Origin of the sequence: Larkinella sp. (assembly GCF_965227735.1) — a bacterium.
Taxonomy (GTDB): Bacteria; Bacteroidota; Bacteroidia; order Cytophagales; family Spirosomataceae; genus Larkinella.
On sequence record NZ_OZ245776.1, the window covers coordinates 3,022,917 to 3,036,824 of the forward strand.

Genomic DNA, 13,908 nt, shown 5'->3' on the forward strand with positions numbered 1-13,908 from the left:
TATTGATTATCAAAATCTTAACGCTCAACAAATTGTTAGAATTTTATGAAGCACTCACTCACAACGCCCCCCTGATCGGGCTGAACCTGCAACACATAGGGGCCGACGGGAAGACGCCGTACGTCCAGATTTGCTTCGGAGGTTGCCGTTCGGGTATCCATAAACAGCGCTCCGGCCAATGAATAGATTTTCAGTTGCGCCCCGGCCGCCGACAATTGGACGTGGAGTTCGGTGGTTGCCGGATTGGGATAAACCTTTACAACAAGCTGCGACTCATCATTGCTGGTAATCAGACACAACGAAGTCGACACCGAAGCATGGCTGACCCGGTCCAGCCGGTCGTCCCGGATCGCATTGGGGGTATTTTCCAGCTTCAGGTTGCAAACCAGCGTGTTATACGAACCGCTGTTAACATACAGCGCGTTGTTGCAATTGATGGCCGTGTTGTTTTCGAAGATACTTCCCAGAACGGCCGGAATCCGCTCGTCCTGATAAAACGTCACCGGATTGTATTCCAAATAATTGAGGTAGCCTTCCGGAAAGTCGGCATCCACCACCGCCGGGATGTTGGGAACGCCCGCCCGCAGCGTGTTGCCCCGCACCTCCAGCCCCACCACCGACGTACCGAAGGTTCGCTCCTGCCGGTGCTGCACGGCATGGACACCGATAAAAACCCCGTTCGATCCATCCGTGTTCGAAACCGTATTGCCCACAATCTGGGTGTTATAGACCGGAATAAACTGCTGCCGACCGTTATACAATTGCTGAACCGGCGTCAAATCGATCGACCCACTGTTGAGCAGGGTGTTGTTCACAATCGCCACCTGCGTTGTGGCCGTGTGATACAGCGTGATGCCCCGGCGGTTCCCTTGCATACGGTTATTGGACACCAACCAGTTTTCGGCTCCCCAGTTAAAAATTGCATAGTGACTTCCGGCTTCCGGAATGACGTCCCAGGCCCGGTCCAATTGCAGCGTCGAGCCGCTCCGGCTGGTGATCCGGCGCCATTGCCCCATTCCTTTTCCGCTCACAATGGCCACCACCGGCTGCCGTCGAAAGCTTCCCCAGGTCTTGCTCTGGTCCTGCAAGGTCGTGGCCGTGGCCCCGCTCACCGTTCCGGCATCCTCATCGATGCGGTCAGCGCCCCCGCCTTCGCTCAGGATTGTTTCGCCATCGTTGCCGTTCTGGGCCGGGCCGTTGACGACCTTGAATTCATTGTTGAGCATCGCGACATTCCGGGCAAAACTCAGGATCAGAACGTGGTGGATCGTATTGGTTGGATACCGGGCCGAGCCGTCGCGGTTTACTACATTGTTCTCAAAAACCCCGTCTTGCGTTTCGTTCAGGTTTAGGCCGTCCACGGCATAGTTGAACGTGTTATCCCGGAGTACAAAATTGCGGCATCCATTCAATTGCAAAGGCCCCCGGTAGTCATACTGGCTGTCGACGCCCTGGCTCAGATCAGTGTTGGCAATCACCAGCTTGTCGCTGTTGGCCAGCCACAGCCAGTCGCTGCGGTTGAGATCGAACCGAACCCGCTGCAAAAAAATCTCCGTGCCCTGTCCCCGGCTGCTGCTCAGTTGCCCACTGCCCGTCTCGTCGATGTTCAACAGCGACAAATCCGCCAGACCGGCCTGCCGGGTGATTTCCGGCCAACTGACGCCCAGGTGGGAAACGCCCGGTTCGTAGCCAAACTGGATGATGGTCTGCCCCTTCCCCGCTCCCTGAATCACCACCCGGTTGCGCATCCGCAGGTATTCAAAGTTGGGTGTCAGGAGCTTATAGGTTCCGGCGGGCAGGTAGACAATCCCGCCCCCGTCGGCAGCCACGCGGTTGATGGCCTGCTGCAGAGCGGGCTGGTCGTTGGCCACTCCATTGCCCACCGCTTTCACAGACAGGCGCGTATCGGTTTTGACGTTGTAGATGTTGCGGTAAAAGTCCAGTTTGGCCGCCCAGCCAACCCCCAGTTGGAAATAATCCTGACCGGGAGCGATGCCCATCAGCCGAAGATCCATCTGGGTTTCACCGGCGGTGCCACCCAGGCCATTGGTGACCAAAACCGTGTAGGCAACTCCGGCCTGCAGGCTGGCGGGCAGTTTCAGACTCAATTGGTAGGCGTCGCTCTGATCGGCGTTCACCAACGCTTCGTGAACGGTGTTGGAGCCATCCGCCAGCAGACGAACGCGGGGATTCGCCCCGGCCAGTTTCAGATTCCGGCCAAAGATGCGAACCGTGCCGTCGGCATAGACCTCCGGTGAGTCGAAATGGTGGCCTAAAGCCTGGTTGACGAATACGCTGGGGCTGCGCTGGCCCTGGTCTTCCACCCAGATTTCGTAGAGATCCAGACCGGTTTGGGCGGGAATCTGGACCGTAAGCTGGTTGGCACTCTGCACCTGAATGGGCAAAGCCGTGGGCGTTGTGGCGGTTCCTTTGTTGAAATAAGCCCGGGCCGAGGCCCCGAAAGATCCCTGCAGACCGACGGTTTCGCCGGGTTGGGCCGAGGGGCTGGCATTGAATATAACCGGTTGGGCGCTGGCGATTGGTGAACCAAGAACGTTACCCAGCAGAACAGAAAGCCAAAAAAGAAATCGGTACATCGTTACGTAAAATTTTATACCTGCCATGCCTGCTAACCGGCCCAATGCGGAGATAAAAGTACTTCGAAATCATCAACAAATCACCAAAAAATCCCTGCTAAAACCGGGATTTTGACGCTACGTCCACCGTGCAACCGGCTGGCCGAACGGATGAAAACCCAAAAAACCCTGTGCGTATATAACCGGAGTCCCCTTCATTTTACCGGCCCCGGTATGACAATTACTGTGCCAAATAAGCGCAAATCGCCTTGATTCCAGCGGAGTGATTTTACGGTATTGGATTCAGATGACAGGATCATAAATAATTTACCTTTTCAACAATTTTTTATGAATTGAACTATAAACCGCACAAAATGGCACTGAAATTGGATGAACACGCATGAACTTATACTCTCACAAGTTTTTACTCATCTGAGCGATTTTCCGGAATCCACTAGGGTGGCTATGCAAGTGAGTTATCAACTACCTGAAATGTCTTTCTGGTTTACTCAACGCCACCGCTTTCAAACTGAAGTTGCAGAGTCGCCGAACCGCGTTGTTCCATCAACCGGGTCGGATGAGACGGAGATTCCTTTAGAGGACCTTCTGAATCATTTCCAGGTTTGGGAACAGCAACGGCTTTCGTTATCACAAATTATGGCAAAGGCACGCTGGTTTGTTCTGTGGCACCAGCCGTCCGGAGATTCAACACCGTATGGCTTTGCCGTATTGGCCGAATGTCCGAATGCCATCTATGGCTACAGTTTGTGGGCGCGTCAGAGTGGTCGGATTCAACGGATTGTGACGGCGACTGACAAAACGATGCTGGATCATTTCTTACAGGCAGAACGGTGTGAATTAACCACAGAAGCGGTTCGGGTTCGTTTATTTCTGCAAAACGTCACCCACCAATTGACGACTTCTTCATGATGCAGCAGCAAGCGGGCTCTCTGGTATTAAGAGGATATAAAGTACCCCTGTCGCTCTCCGATCTCATCTGGTTGGAGGGCAATAGCAATTACAGCCTGTTGCACCGCAGTAATGCCCCCAATCTGATGACGGCCCGAACACTGGTTCGCTGGCAAAAAATGCTTCCCGAATTCATCCGCATCAGCCGGGGCGCCCTCGTCAACCCCACCCACATTGCCCGCCTGCACCGGATTTCCACCTACCAGGTCGAACTCACCCTGACCAACGGCACGGTTTTGCTGGTAGCCCGCCGACGCATCGCCGAGGTCTTCAGAGCCGTCAAATCAGCCAATAACTAAGCCCCATCCCGGATTGCTTCGTCGTTCCGCGTCCGTCTGAAAACCGGCGGGGTTCTATTTTTTTTCTAACTGGCATACTTCAAATACAGAATATGGGGCAAAATCCGCAGTTTGCAGGCCACCCAGATCGGCAGACGCAGCAGCCGGATCAGCGGCAGATACGTTTTGAAATCCTTGTGTGACCGGGGAGCGCGGTAATAAACCCGCTCCCACTCTTCGAGCGTCCACCCCAATTTTGCCACGGCGTAGATCACCACCGACCGGTCGTACCGGTAAGTACTCGCTTCCAGCTCCGCAATGGCTTCTTCCCGCGTTTTCTGCCCGGAACGAACCAGTGCCGACAACTCCGTTTTGCGTTTATCGATATTGAATTTATTCGGCAACAGAAACGACTGAAAAAACTTGGTATACAGGTTCTTGTGGTGGTATCCGCCGTAATACACCCAGCCCAGGTCGTGGGCCAGAATTTCGTCCACTTTATTTTTATTGTAATCGATGTATTCCAGCAGCCGCACTTCCCGAATGCGTTTTACGAAACTGTAATAGAGCAGGTAGGGCAACGTCATGACCTTGAAACTCCGGATGACCCCGCTGCCAAACCGCCGGTGAACATTTTTGATATACCGGCCGTCCATGTAAGTCCAGCTAATGGGTGAGGTGCCTTCGGTCCGGAACGAGTGCCCGTGCAGAATGTAGCCAATGCCCTGTTTGGCGGCCGTTTCGTACAATACGGAATGGATGGCGTAAACCGTCGGGATGTCGGCGTCAGGTACGGATGCTTTGAGAAAAGCCCGCTGCAAATCTTTGAACTCTTCCAGATCGGCCAACACCGTATGCAGATCCACCCGCAACAGGTCGGTTGCTTTCCGGATGTTCGAAACGGCGATTTCCGTGTTCCAGCCGTTGTCGAAATAAACCGCCAAAGGTCGAAGGCCCAGTTTGCGCGCCAGAAAAAGGGTGTAGATGCTGTCTCGGCCGCCACTCACGCCCACAATGCAGTCGTAGGTTTTGTTTTGGCCGGCTTTTTTGATCCGTTTCACGATTCGCTGCAAATCCTCCTCCATGTTTTTCAACGGATGGAGCCGCTCCATTTCGTCGTGGATGTAGCAGTATTTGCAGACGCCCGCGTCATCGAACCAGATATCCGAAACGGTCGTATCCAGTACACACCGGCTACAGCGCCGGAAATTGTCAACTTTCGTGAATTTCAACGAATCGGCCGCTGCGCTCCGGTCCCGCGAGTGCCGGTGTCTGCGCTCCGACCGGGAAAACGCCAGGGTGTTTTCCGACGGTCCGTTTTTCCATTTCGCAAGAAAATCTTTTGGTACGGTAATCATGCCCGGCTTTTCAGATCGTCCATCCACCCGTCCATTGTATCAAAGCGGACGGGCTTCCGTTTCAGTGCAGCAAATATTTTCGCAACAGGTTGGGCTTGTCATTGCCCGACTTCCGGTAGTAGTAATACCGGTAATCGTACGAGTATTTATTTTTGACGGAATTCAGCACAACGTTCAGTTTAGGAAACCGCTTCTCCTGATACAGCAAATCCACCAGTTTGAGATAGCTCCGGTTGGTAATATTATGGCGTATGGCGTAGAGCGTCACATCCACAAACGGACCGATCAACTGGGCATCGGTCACCAGACCAATCGGTGGAGAATCGATAATGATGTTGTCAAACCGCGTACGGGCCTCTTCAACCAGTTCGCGCAGGCGCGGGCCGCTGAGCAATTCAGATGGGTTGAGCGGAATGGGGCCGCAGGAAATAATGAACAGATTGTCGAAACCGGGTACCTGCTGCAGCACTTCGTCCAGCGTTGCCTCGCCCGTCAGGTAGCTGCTGCTACCGCGAAAATTGAGCATGTTCAGCGCCTTGTGCAATTTGGGCCGACGCAAATCCATATCCATGATCAGCGTTGGACGACCCACCAGGGCCATGCTCACGGCCACGTTGAGCGACAGAAATGACTTGCCTTCTCCGCTCAGGCTGGACGTAAACAGCAACACCTGGCTATCGTTCGGATTTTCGCGCAAAAACTGGAGATTCGTCCGCAGGGCCCGAATCTGTTCGGCTGCCACCGAGCGTTTCCGGCCATTTACCACTACCGGAAATTCGTGTCTGACGTAGGCAATCTCCCCGATCACGGGGGCCTTGGTGGCCTGATTGATTTCAGCCCGCCCGGAAACCCGCTCGTTGAAAAACCGTTTGATTCGGATCACGACGATGGGAATGAGCAGCCCGACGGTTCCGAACAACAACAGGATCAGCCACTTGATGGGTTTTACCGGTTCGAGGCTCCCGCTGGCAGCATCGATCACCTGGCTGTTGGATGCGACGGAAGCAAACGAAAGGGCGGTTTCTTCCTGTTTCTGAAGCAGGTAGTTATACAGGTTGTTCTTGATGGCCTGCTGCCGGGTGATGTTCATCAGCGCCCGTTCTTTCGCCGGTATAACGCCAATCCGGGCTTCAAGTCGTTTGTTGGCCGCCAGCAACTGGCTGCGTGTATTGGTCAGGATGCCACGGAGCGTGGCCAGCGTTTCGCTGATGCTGGCCCGGGTAGCAAAAATCTGGTCGTCGAGCGAACGTAATACCGCACTTGGTTCAGGCGAATTTCGAAGCAACACCGTCCGCTGCGTTTCCAGTTCTGTCAATTTACCAATCAAGGCGGTTAAAGTTGGATCGCTGAATTTCAACGTTGTCGGCAGCACACCCCGGTTTTCGCCTTTGCTGCGAACGTATTTTTCCACATCGCCCAGCGTACTGAGTTGAATGGCAACCCGGTTGAGTTGGGCATCGTTGCTCTGCAAACTGCTCAGCAGCGACTGGGCTCCCGAGCCGATGCCCGAAATACCATTCACTGCTTTATAGGTTTCGATCGACTTCTCGAGCGTAGCCAATTCCGCAGAAACGAGCTTCAGACGCGTCTGAATAAAGCTCAGGGTATTGGCTACAGCGCGGTTTTTTTCGGTGGTAGAAGCCGAACTGTAATTGGCAATCATCTGATTGAGAATGGCTTCCCCTTTGGTCACAACGGCATCCTCGATGGTCAGCACCAACACCGTCGACTCTTTGCCGCTGGGCGCAACGGTGAGTTTACTCTGGTAATAGCGGATGGTTTGCGCCGGCGACATGACCTGCACCACCAGTGGTTCGTTGGCATACACCACGGGCTGCTTGATAAAGATTTGCAACCGTCCGAAAGGCGTGTTGATGATCTGGTTGGCCGGATAGACCCAATCGTTGAGTCGCACCGTAGTCGGACTGATGATACCAATTTCCAGGTCAGCCCGGTAGAGATTGGGCGTTGGATCGGTCAGGACAATCCGGATTGGGGCTTCTTCATAAATTTCCCGTTTGCCGAAGGGCGTACTGCGAAAATAGCGGATGTTCAACCCCAGCGAGTCGACCACCTTTTTCATCAACGAACTCGATTTCAGGATTTCAATTTCGTTTTCGATGACCTTTCCCGGGCTATAAGTCGTCAGGTCTTTCAGAATGCCGTCGCCCGAAACCCCGCTCTTTGGCGGCTCATCTTTCACCAGCAAACTCGCCTGAACCCGGTAGATAGGCTCGGTAAACCAGATATAAACGAAACCGGCCACGATGAGTGTGATCAGCGAAATCAAAAACCACTTCCAGTGTTTCAGATAGTCCTTCAATGTTCCCTGCCCGTCCGAGGAGTTAATCTCGCCCTGAGGATACATAGGATAACTATACATATTCGATGACTTCATGAGCAACCGGCTTAGAAACGAAAAAAGTAAAAATTGGATCCGTCATCCCAAAGGACGGCTTATAACGTGTTTAGTATGAAGTTCGTATTGAGGAGGTTTATGCATAAGACGCCATTCATACGGAGGAAGTCTTTGAAATTTCATAACTTCCTTCTTCTTCAGAATTCACCCGAAAAATGGTTTTCGCCATTTTTTTACAATATTAACTCAAAAAAAGTTTTCCGGCTCATTATAAATACCTAAGTATTTACTCTTACCACCCGACGCACCTTGAGAACCGATTTTTCCGTCATTAAACAGACAGATCTTTTAATGTTAAAGAGTCGCTTTCAGCCAAAAACAAGCCAATTTTACTCTATAGTAACCAAAATACACATTTTATACACTACAAATCTACGTTAATCAAATTTTATCTTACAAAATACAAATGGCAAATTTATTATATGGTGGCAGAAATAATTTACCAATTCATTCTTGTTTGCCTATACATATGAAAATAACTGTCTTGTAACCAGCCGAGTCTATCTTTTATCCCATTTCCGAAAAAATGCACACTAAATAACACTATAACTACCAGAAAGACAACTAATTAAGTAAAGTCTTACAAGAAAACACTCCATATACAACAGCACCATAAAACGCTGAATACCCTCCGGATAACTGTCCGACAATTAAAACCGTACCGCAGCAAATTCCGGACTATTTCTACCCCAAAACAGATGAGCAGAATTCTTCACGATCCGGTTTCTGTTTTCCCGTCTAAATTACGGTAGCTGAGTGTGCCTGCAGCTTGAAAATTCTGTGTCCTTTTTCAGGGTCGATTTTGATAAAAATGTTGTCTAACTGCCGTAAAGCGGGTAATTTGGGGCAATTCTCCAACGATCAAACTCCCTACGAATGGATCAATTGTTCTCCGCCGAAAACATGGTTAGTCTGCTAACGCTGACATTTCTGGAAATTGTATTAGGAATCGACAACATCATTTTTATTTCCATTGCCGCCAACAAACTCGCTCCGGCCGACCAGCCCAAAGCCCGCAACATCGGCTTGCTACTGGCCATGATTTTCCGGGTCGCGCTCCTGTTTGGAATTTCGGTACTGATTTCGCTCAGTAAACCGTTTATGCACTACGAAAGCCATTGGTTAAGTGCTGCTTTTACCGGGCAAAGCGTCATTCTGATCATTGGGGGGCTTTTTCTTTTGTATAAAGCCACCTCGGAGATTCATCATAAACTGGAAGGAAGTCCGAATGAGGAGGAAGAAACCGCAGGTTCCCCGGTCAAGGCCAGCATCTCCGGCGTAGTAGCGCAAATTGCCATCATCAACGTCGTTTTTTCAATCGACTCCATTCTGACGGCGGTGGGGCTAACTCAGAATGTGACGGTTATGATTATCGCCGTCGTCCTCTCCGTGCTGATCATGATGTTTTTTGCGGGCCCTGTCGGCAAATTCGTCAATGAACACCCGAGTATTCAAATGCTGGGCCTGGCCTTCCTGATCATGATCGGATTCATGCTCATTGCCGAAGGAGCCCACCTGGCCGAGTTTGTTTTCTTTGATGCCGAAATCGGTGCCGTGCCGAAAGGATACCTCTACTTCGCCATTGCGTTTTCGCTGCTGGTCGAATTCCTCAACATGCGCCTGCGCAAGAAACAAAAACCGGTTCAGCTACATGGCTACGAAGAACGCGCCAAACGGGAAGGGATAATGTGAGTGGTCGATTGACCATAAACCGCCGACGATTGACCATAGACCATAGACTGCCGACGATCGACCATCTTCCAAAACCGGTTTTCAATGGTCGATCGTCGGCGGTCAATCGTCTATTTCGCGTTATAACTTTCCAGCAGTGTAATCAAGTTGTTTTCTTCGTTCAGGTTCAGGTCCTGTTCTTTGATCAGTTTTTCGACGCGGTCCTTCTGGTCGGTCAGCGCAGCCAGCACCGACTTTTTGTTTTTCTGAATGCGCTGCATCGCGCCGTCCGGTTTGGCAATGAAATATTGATCCTGCTTCTGAAATTCCTTTGTTACCGTCGCCGAGTTGAACGGTTTATTCTCGACGATGTTCACTTTCGTGTGCTTCAACAACTTCGTCGGGCCATCGACCAGCACCTGATAAAACGTAGCCGGGGTGTTGTTGTTTACGACGGGAAAACCGTTCCGAAAGAGCAGTTCGTCGTTGTCCATGATCCGGAATTCCCTGATCGCTGCCGGACTTAACCGGTACGTCTGGTTATTTTGCAGATACTCCAGTTCACCCGCAAAAACGTCATAACGCACTTTCAGGTTTGGATACGACTTGTTGCCGGCCGTCGTTACCGCCCCTTCTTTCCAGGCTTCGTTCAAATACGGCGACCCCTGCACATCAACATATTTACTGGCTCTGAGCACCTGCCCGTTGACATCGGTCAAAAAAACACCCTGCGCGCTGGCGAAAGTGGTCAGGCCGACGACAAACAGGCCCAAAATCAGCATTCTTTTCATGGGAAGCGTTCCGTTTAAATGGTTGGTTGAAAGCCGGCATGGCATTCCTTATGACAAGATAACGAACCAACCCCAAAACCCGTACGCTTTTTTTGTACCTTTACCGCCATCAAAATCTGCCTATTTTTCTGCGCTTTGCAACTCATTGATCAACTGAATGATAGTATACGGAGCTTATCCGGTTTCTGGCCGGAACTGGCGCTGGTCTTTGCCATTGCGATTCTCGTCGTAACCGATTTGGTGTTGCTCACCCGTTCAAAGCGCCCATCATCGGGTCAGGATTCAATTCAGGCGCAAGCTCTTGCCAAAAACCGTTCTGTTCTTTACGGTCTTTCGCTGCTGGCGGTGACCGTTGCCGGAGCGTTCATAATCGGGCAGGAGTCGCAGCAAAAAGGTTTTCTTTTTAATTCCGTTCTCCTGCTCGACAACCAGGCGGTTTTTTATAAGCTGGTGGTGACGCTGGCGGCTTTATTCGCCATTCTTCACGCCTGGACGGTTTCTAAAACCCCCAATCCCCTGCCGTTCGACTGGCTTCCCATTCTGCTGGCCCTGCTCCTCGGCCTGTATCTGATGACGATGTCGGTCAATCTGCTGACGATTTACCTCAGCATCGAACTGGTTTCCATCAGTTCATACCTGCTGACGGGGCTTTCGGCCAGCCGCAAAGCATCGGAAGGCGGTTTGAAATACCTGCTTTTCGGAGCGGTGAGTTCGGCCATCATGCTGTATGGCATGTCGTTGCTCTACGGCTTGACCGGAACCCTGGCTTTGTCTGAATCGGTCGAGCAACTGACTCAAAACGATTCGTTCGTTATTTACGTAGCCGGTTTTCTGACGCTGGGCGGTATTCTGTTCAAACTGTCGCTTGTGCCTTTCCACGTCTGGACGCCCGATGTCTACGAAGCTGCGCCAACGCCGGTTGTGGCTTTCTTTTCGGTGGCGCCCAAGGCGGCCGCGTTGCTGGTATTGATGCGCGTTCTGACGGCTTTACCGGCTAATTTCCAGACACCGATGGCGGTTATTTCGCTCGCCAGCATTACCCTCGGCAACCTTTCGGCCCTCTGGCAAACCGATGCCAAACGGCTGCTGGCGTATTCGTCCATTGCCCACGCCGGTTTTCTGCTGGTGGGCGTCGTGGCGTTCAACGAAACGGGTTTCGAAGCCGCCACCTTTTATGTGGCCACCTATGTGTTTATCAATCTGGCGGCTTTTTTGCTCATTGACCTGTTGGCGCAGGCTAATAACGGCAATCTAACCATTCAGGATTTCAGTGGCTTAGGCACCAGCCAGCCGCTCCTCGGCGCGGCCCTCACCATCGTTATGATTGCCCTGACCGGTTTGCCGCCAACGGTGGGATTCACGGCCAAATTCCTGGCCTTTTCGGCGCTACTGGAAGCCTATCAGACGAACGCAAATCCATGGGTGCTGGCCCTGTTTGCCATCGGTTTGCTAAACGCCGTCATTTCCCTTTTTTACTACCTCCGCATTCCGTTTCTATTGTACTTCCGTCCCGCTTCCACGGCCAATTTGTCGGACATCCATATTAGTCGTCCGCAACTGATTTTAGCCACCGTTCTCACGGTTCCAGTCCTGGCCCTGTTTTTCAAGCCCGAATGGATTTTGCGCTGGATCGGCGGTTTGTGACGGAAAAATCGGATGCCCGCTTCTACCCTTTTTATCCCATATGCAATCCTAAACAGCTTCTGCTAATACATCGTTAGCTTTAGTAGCTTGATCTTTCCCGCAAGCTTGTGGTATAATGATCACAGCGGCTTTGACAGTTGGCCTGCCCTCCTGCTGCCTGTACCATAGTTGCGTCTAAACCGTTATTTTTCTTCAAAGTTCCTATTGGTCAGCGGTTTGAACAATATCTCCGAAACTGTTGTATTATTACTGATCGTACTATATTTGCATTACTGCATAAAACAGGGTGCCAGGTCATGAACGAACTTACCAAATACGAAAGCATTCAGGAGTTGAAAGCTCATGCAAAGCCAGCCGATCCGACCTCAGCCCGGTCAAAGGAGCGTCATGATAGGTTTGAGCGTTTCATTAATTCCCTGAAAGACAGCACCGCTAAAGACGTGTCGCCCTCACAGAACAATGTGCCGACAAATGAGGGTGATGCGTATGGCTTATGACGAACCTAATCATAATGTATTCGAGATATTCAAGCGAAACGCTGTAGAATATATGGTTGTCGGTGGTTTTGCCGTGTCTTACTACGGAGACTACCGGAAATCGAAAACAGCCAGCGGACATGAAGTGGATAAGCCGGACCTGGATTTCTGGTACAACTCAAGCTAAGAAAACTATTACCGGCTGCTGAACGCCCTGCAAGAACTGGGCCGTGACGTGACCAGATACCGGGATGACCCTGCCCCTTTCCCCAGGAAATCCGTTTTCAAGTACGAATTTGACGGTTATACTCTTGATGTCTTGCCGATTATCAAGGCATCCCTAAAGTTCTGGGAAGCTTATACAAGGAGAAAAGTTATTGAGCAGAACGGCATCGAAATTCCATTTATCAGCTTTGACGATCTGATTCAGGATAAGCAAGCTATGGGAAGACCAAAGGATCTTGCTAACATTGAGAATTTAAAAAGAAATAATCCTCCCCAAGTTTCGTAGTTCATCTCGTTCTGCGAGTACATGATAAAATAGAATTCCTAACAGGTTCGATATGAAAATCTCTTCCCTCAAACACGGTTTACTGGTTGGTTTTCTTCTATTGTATCAGTGGTCGACAGCCCAGATTCCGGTCGACAGCCTGCTGCCTGTTCGTGGTTTCTGCATCGGCGCGCCCCAATCCAGCCGCGTGGATGAATTTGTGCAGTTTATCGAAAAGGAACTGGCTCCGCGGCAGGTGAATACGCTCATTCTGCGGGTCGATTTTAACTACGAATTCAAAAGCCATCCCGAATTGCGCGATAGCGTGGCGTTGTCGCGACGGGAAGTGAAACGGATGGTAAATGCGTGTCAGAAACACCACATCCGGCTCATTCCACAAATCAACCTGCTGGGCCATCAGTCGTGGGCGGCCAAAACCACCAATCTACTGCGGGTTTATCCCCAATTCGACGAAACGCCCCACGTCAAAATGCCGGAGAAATACCAGTGGCCAAACGCCGACGGTCTGTATTGCAAGAGTTACTGCCCCCTGCACCCGGAAGTTCATAAAGTGGTTTTTGATCTGGTGGATGAGATTTGTGACGTTTTCGAAGCCGATGCTTTTCATGCGGGCATGGATGAAGTGTTTTACATCGGCGACGACAAGTGTCCGCGCTGCTCGGGGCGCGATAAAGCCGAACTGTTTGCCGGGGAGGTGAAAACCATTCGGGATCACCTGGCACAAAACGGACGGACGTTGTGGATTTGGGGAGACCGGCTGCTGGACGGAAAAACCACGGGCCTGGGCATGTGGGAAGCCAGTATGAACAACACCCACCGCGCCATCGACCTGATTCCGAAGGACGTCCTGATCTGCGACTGGCACTACGAGCGCCCGGATCAGACGCCGGTTTATTTTGCCATGAAGGGCCTGAAGGTGATGACCTGTCCGTGGCGAATGCCGAAAAATGCGGTTTTGCAGGTACAAGACATGGTCAAGTTTCGGGAAACGGCCACCAAAGCGATGAAAGACCGGTTTCACGGCATGATCCAAACCGTCTGGTCGGACGCCGGTTCGTTTCTGGATGAATATTACGGTAGAAAAAAGACGGATGAGTCCGGCAATACCGCTTCCAACTGCTTCCGGGCTCTGTACGAAGAGATCGAAAAAACCGCTTCCAGGTAACTCACAACCAAAAAAAAGGTCCCCCGCCGACACGCAGCGGGGGACCTTTT

The 13,908-nt window shown here is 51.4% G+C and carries 10 protein-coding genes; 6 read left to right on the plus strand and 4 right to left on the minus strand.

Annotation, left to right across the window (positions count from 1 at the left end; translation table 11 throughout):
- Positions 1–35 precede the first annotated feature (35 nt).
- Positions 36–2,597, minus strand: coding sequence for a T9SS type A sorting domain-containing protein (locus ACO064_RS11555; RefSeq protein ID WP_421827519.1), 2,562 nt, complete (start codon positions 2,595–2,597; stop codon positions 36–38).
- 369 nt (positions 2,598–2,966) lie between these two features.
- Between ACO064_RS11555 and ACO064_RS11560 the strand changes: the two genes are divergently transcribed.
- Together ACO064_RS11560 and ACO064_RS11565 are read left to right on the plus strand one after the other, a co-directional pair.
- The gene (locus tag ACO064_RS11560) at positions 2,967–3,506 is read left to right on the plus strand and encodes a hypothetical protein (protein WP_421827520.1); all 540 of its coding nucleotides are present in this window, start codon (positions 2,967–2,969) and stop codon (positions 3,504–3,506) included.
- Positions 3,503–3,844, plus strand: a complete 342-nt coding sequence (locus tag ACO064_RS11565) for a LytTR family DNA-binding domain-containing protein (protein ID WP_421827521.1) — start codon at positions 3,503–3,505, stop codon at positions 3,842–3,844. Before ACO064_RS11560 ends, ACO064_RS11565 begins: the two co-directional genes overlap by 4 nt.
- A 65-nt stretch (positions 3,845–3,909) precedes the next feature.
- Here ACO064_RS11565 and ACO064_RS11570 read toward each other — a convergent pair whose 3' ends face one another.
- Together ACO064_RS11570 and ACO064_RS11575 are read right to left on the minus strand one after the other, a co-directional pair.
- A complete protein-coding gene (locus tag ACO064_RS11570; RefSeq protein ID WP_421827522.1) occupies positions 3,910–5,181 on the minus strand; it encodes an N-acetyl sugar amidotransferase in 1,272 nt (423 codons plus the stop codon).
- A 61-nt stretch (positions 5,182–5,242) separates the two neighbouring features.
- Positions 5,243–7,579 carry a GumC family protein gene (locus tag ACO064_RS11575; protein ID WP_421827523.1) on the minus strand — a complete coding sequence of 779 codons (2,337 nt, stop codon included), beginning with the start codon at positions 7,577–7,579 and terminating at the stop codon, positions 5,243–5,245.
- Positions 7,580–8,476: 897 nt separating this feature from the next.
- Between ACO064_RS11575 and ACO064_RS11580 the strand changes: the two genes are divergently transcribed.
- Positions 8,477–9,292 (plus strand): TerC family protein, encoded by an 816-nt coding sequence (locus ACO064_RS11580; protein WP_421827524.1) that lies wholly within the window; start codon positions 8,477–8,479, stop codon positions 9,290–9,292.
- 110 nt (positions 9,293–9,402) lie between these two features.
- Here the strand turns inward: ACO064_RS11580 and ACO064_RS11585 are convergent, their stop codons facing one another.
- On the minus strand, positions 9,403–10,062 hold the full coding sequence (locus ACO064_RS11585) for a hypothetical protein (protein WP_421827525.1): 660 nt from the start codon (positions 10,060–10,062) through the stop codon (positions 9,403–9,405).
- Positions 10,063–10,197: 135 nt separating this feature from the next.
- Here ACO064_RS11585 and ACO064_RS11590 point away from each other — a divergent pair, with 135 nt between their 5' ends.
- The 3 genes from ACO064_RS11590 (at position 10,198) to ACO064_RS11600 (ending at position 13,858) form a co-directional block, all read left to right on the plus strand.
- Positions 10,198–11,706 (plus strand): NADH-quinone oxidoreductase subunit N, encoded by a 1,509-nt coding sequence (locus tag ACO064_RS11590; protein ID WP_421827526.1) that lies wholly within the window; start codon positions 10,198–10,200, stop codon positions 11,704–11,706.
- 296 nt (positions 11,707–12,002) lie between these two features.
- Positions 12,003–12,203 (plus strand): hypothetical protein, encoded by a 201-nt coding sequence (locus ACO064_RS11595; protein ID WP_421827527.1) that lies wholly within the window; start codon positions 12,003–12,005, stop codon positions 12,201–12,203.
- A 542-nt stretch (positions 12,204–12,745) separates the two neighbouring features.
- Positions 12,746–13,858, plus strand: coding sequence for a family 20 glycosylhydrolase (locus ACO064_RS11600; protein ID WP_421827528.1), 1,113 nt, complete (start codon positions 12,746–12,748; stop codon positions 13,856–13,858).
- The last annotated feature ends 50 nt before the right edge of the window (positions 13,859–13,908 follow it).

Coding starts and splice junctions, on each gene's coding strand:
- ACO064_RS11555 (WP_421827519.1), bottom strand. CDS start 2,597: ATGTACCGATTTCTTTTTTGGCTTTCTGTTCTGCTGGGTAACGTTCTT.
- ACO064_RS11560 (WP_421827520.1), top strand. CDS start 2,967: ATGAACACGCATGAACTTATACTCTCACAAGTTTTTACTCATCTGAGC.
- ACO064_RS11565 (WP_421827521.1), top strand. CDS start 3,503: ATGATGCAGCAGCAAGCGGGCTCTCTGGTATTAAGAGGATATAAAGTA.
- ACO064_RS11570 (WP_421827522.1), bottom strand. CDS start 5,181: ATGATTACCGTACCAAAAGATTTTCTTGCGAAATGGAAAAACGGACCG.
- ACO064_RS11575 (WP_421827523.1), bottom strand. CDS start 7,579: ATGAAGTCATCGAATATGTATAGTTATCCTATGTATCCTCAGGGCGAG.
- ACO064_RS11580 (WP_421827524.1), top strand. CDS start 8,477: ATGGATCAATTGTTCTCCGCCGAAAACATGGTTAGTCTGCTAACGCTG.
- ACO064_RS11585 (WP_421827525.1), bottom strand. CDS start 10,062: ATGAAAAGAATGCTGATTTTGGGCCTGTTTGTCGTCGGCCTGACCACT.
- ACO064_RS11595 (WP_421827527.1), top strand. CDS start 12,003: ATGAACGAACTTACCAAATACGAAAGCATTCAGGAGTTGAAAGCTCAT.
- ACO064_RS11600 (WP_421827528.1), top strand. CDS start 12,746: ATGAAAATCTCTTCCCTCAAACACGGTTTACTGGTTGGTTTTCTTCTA.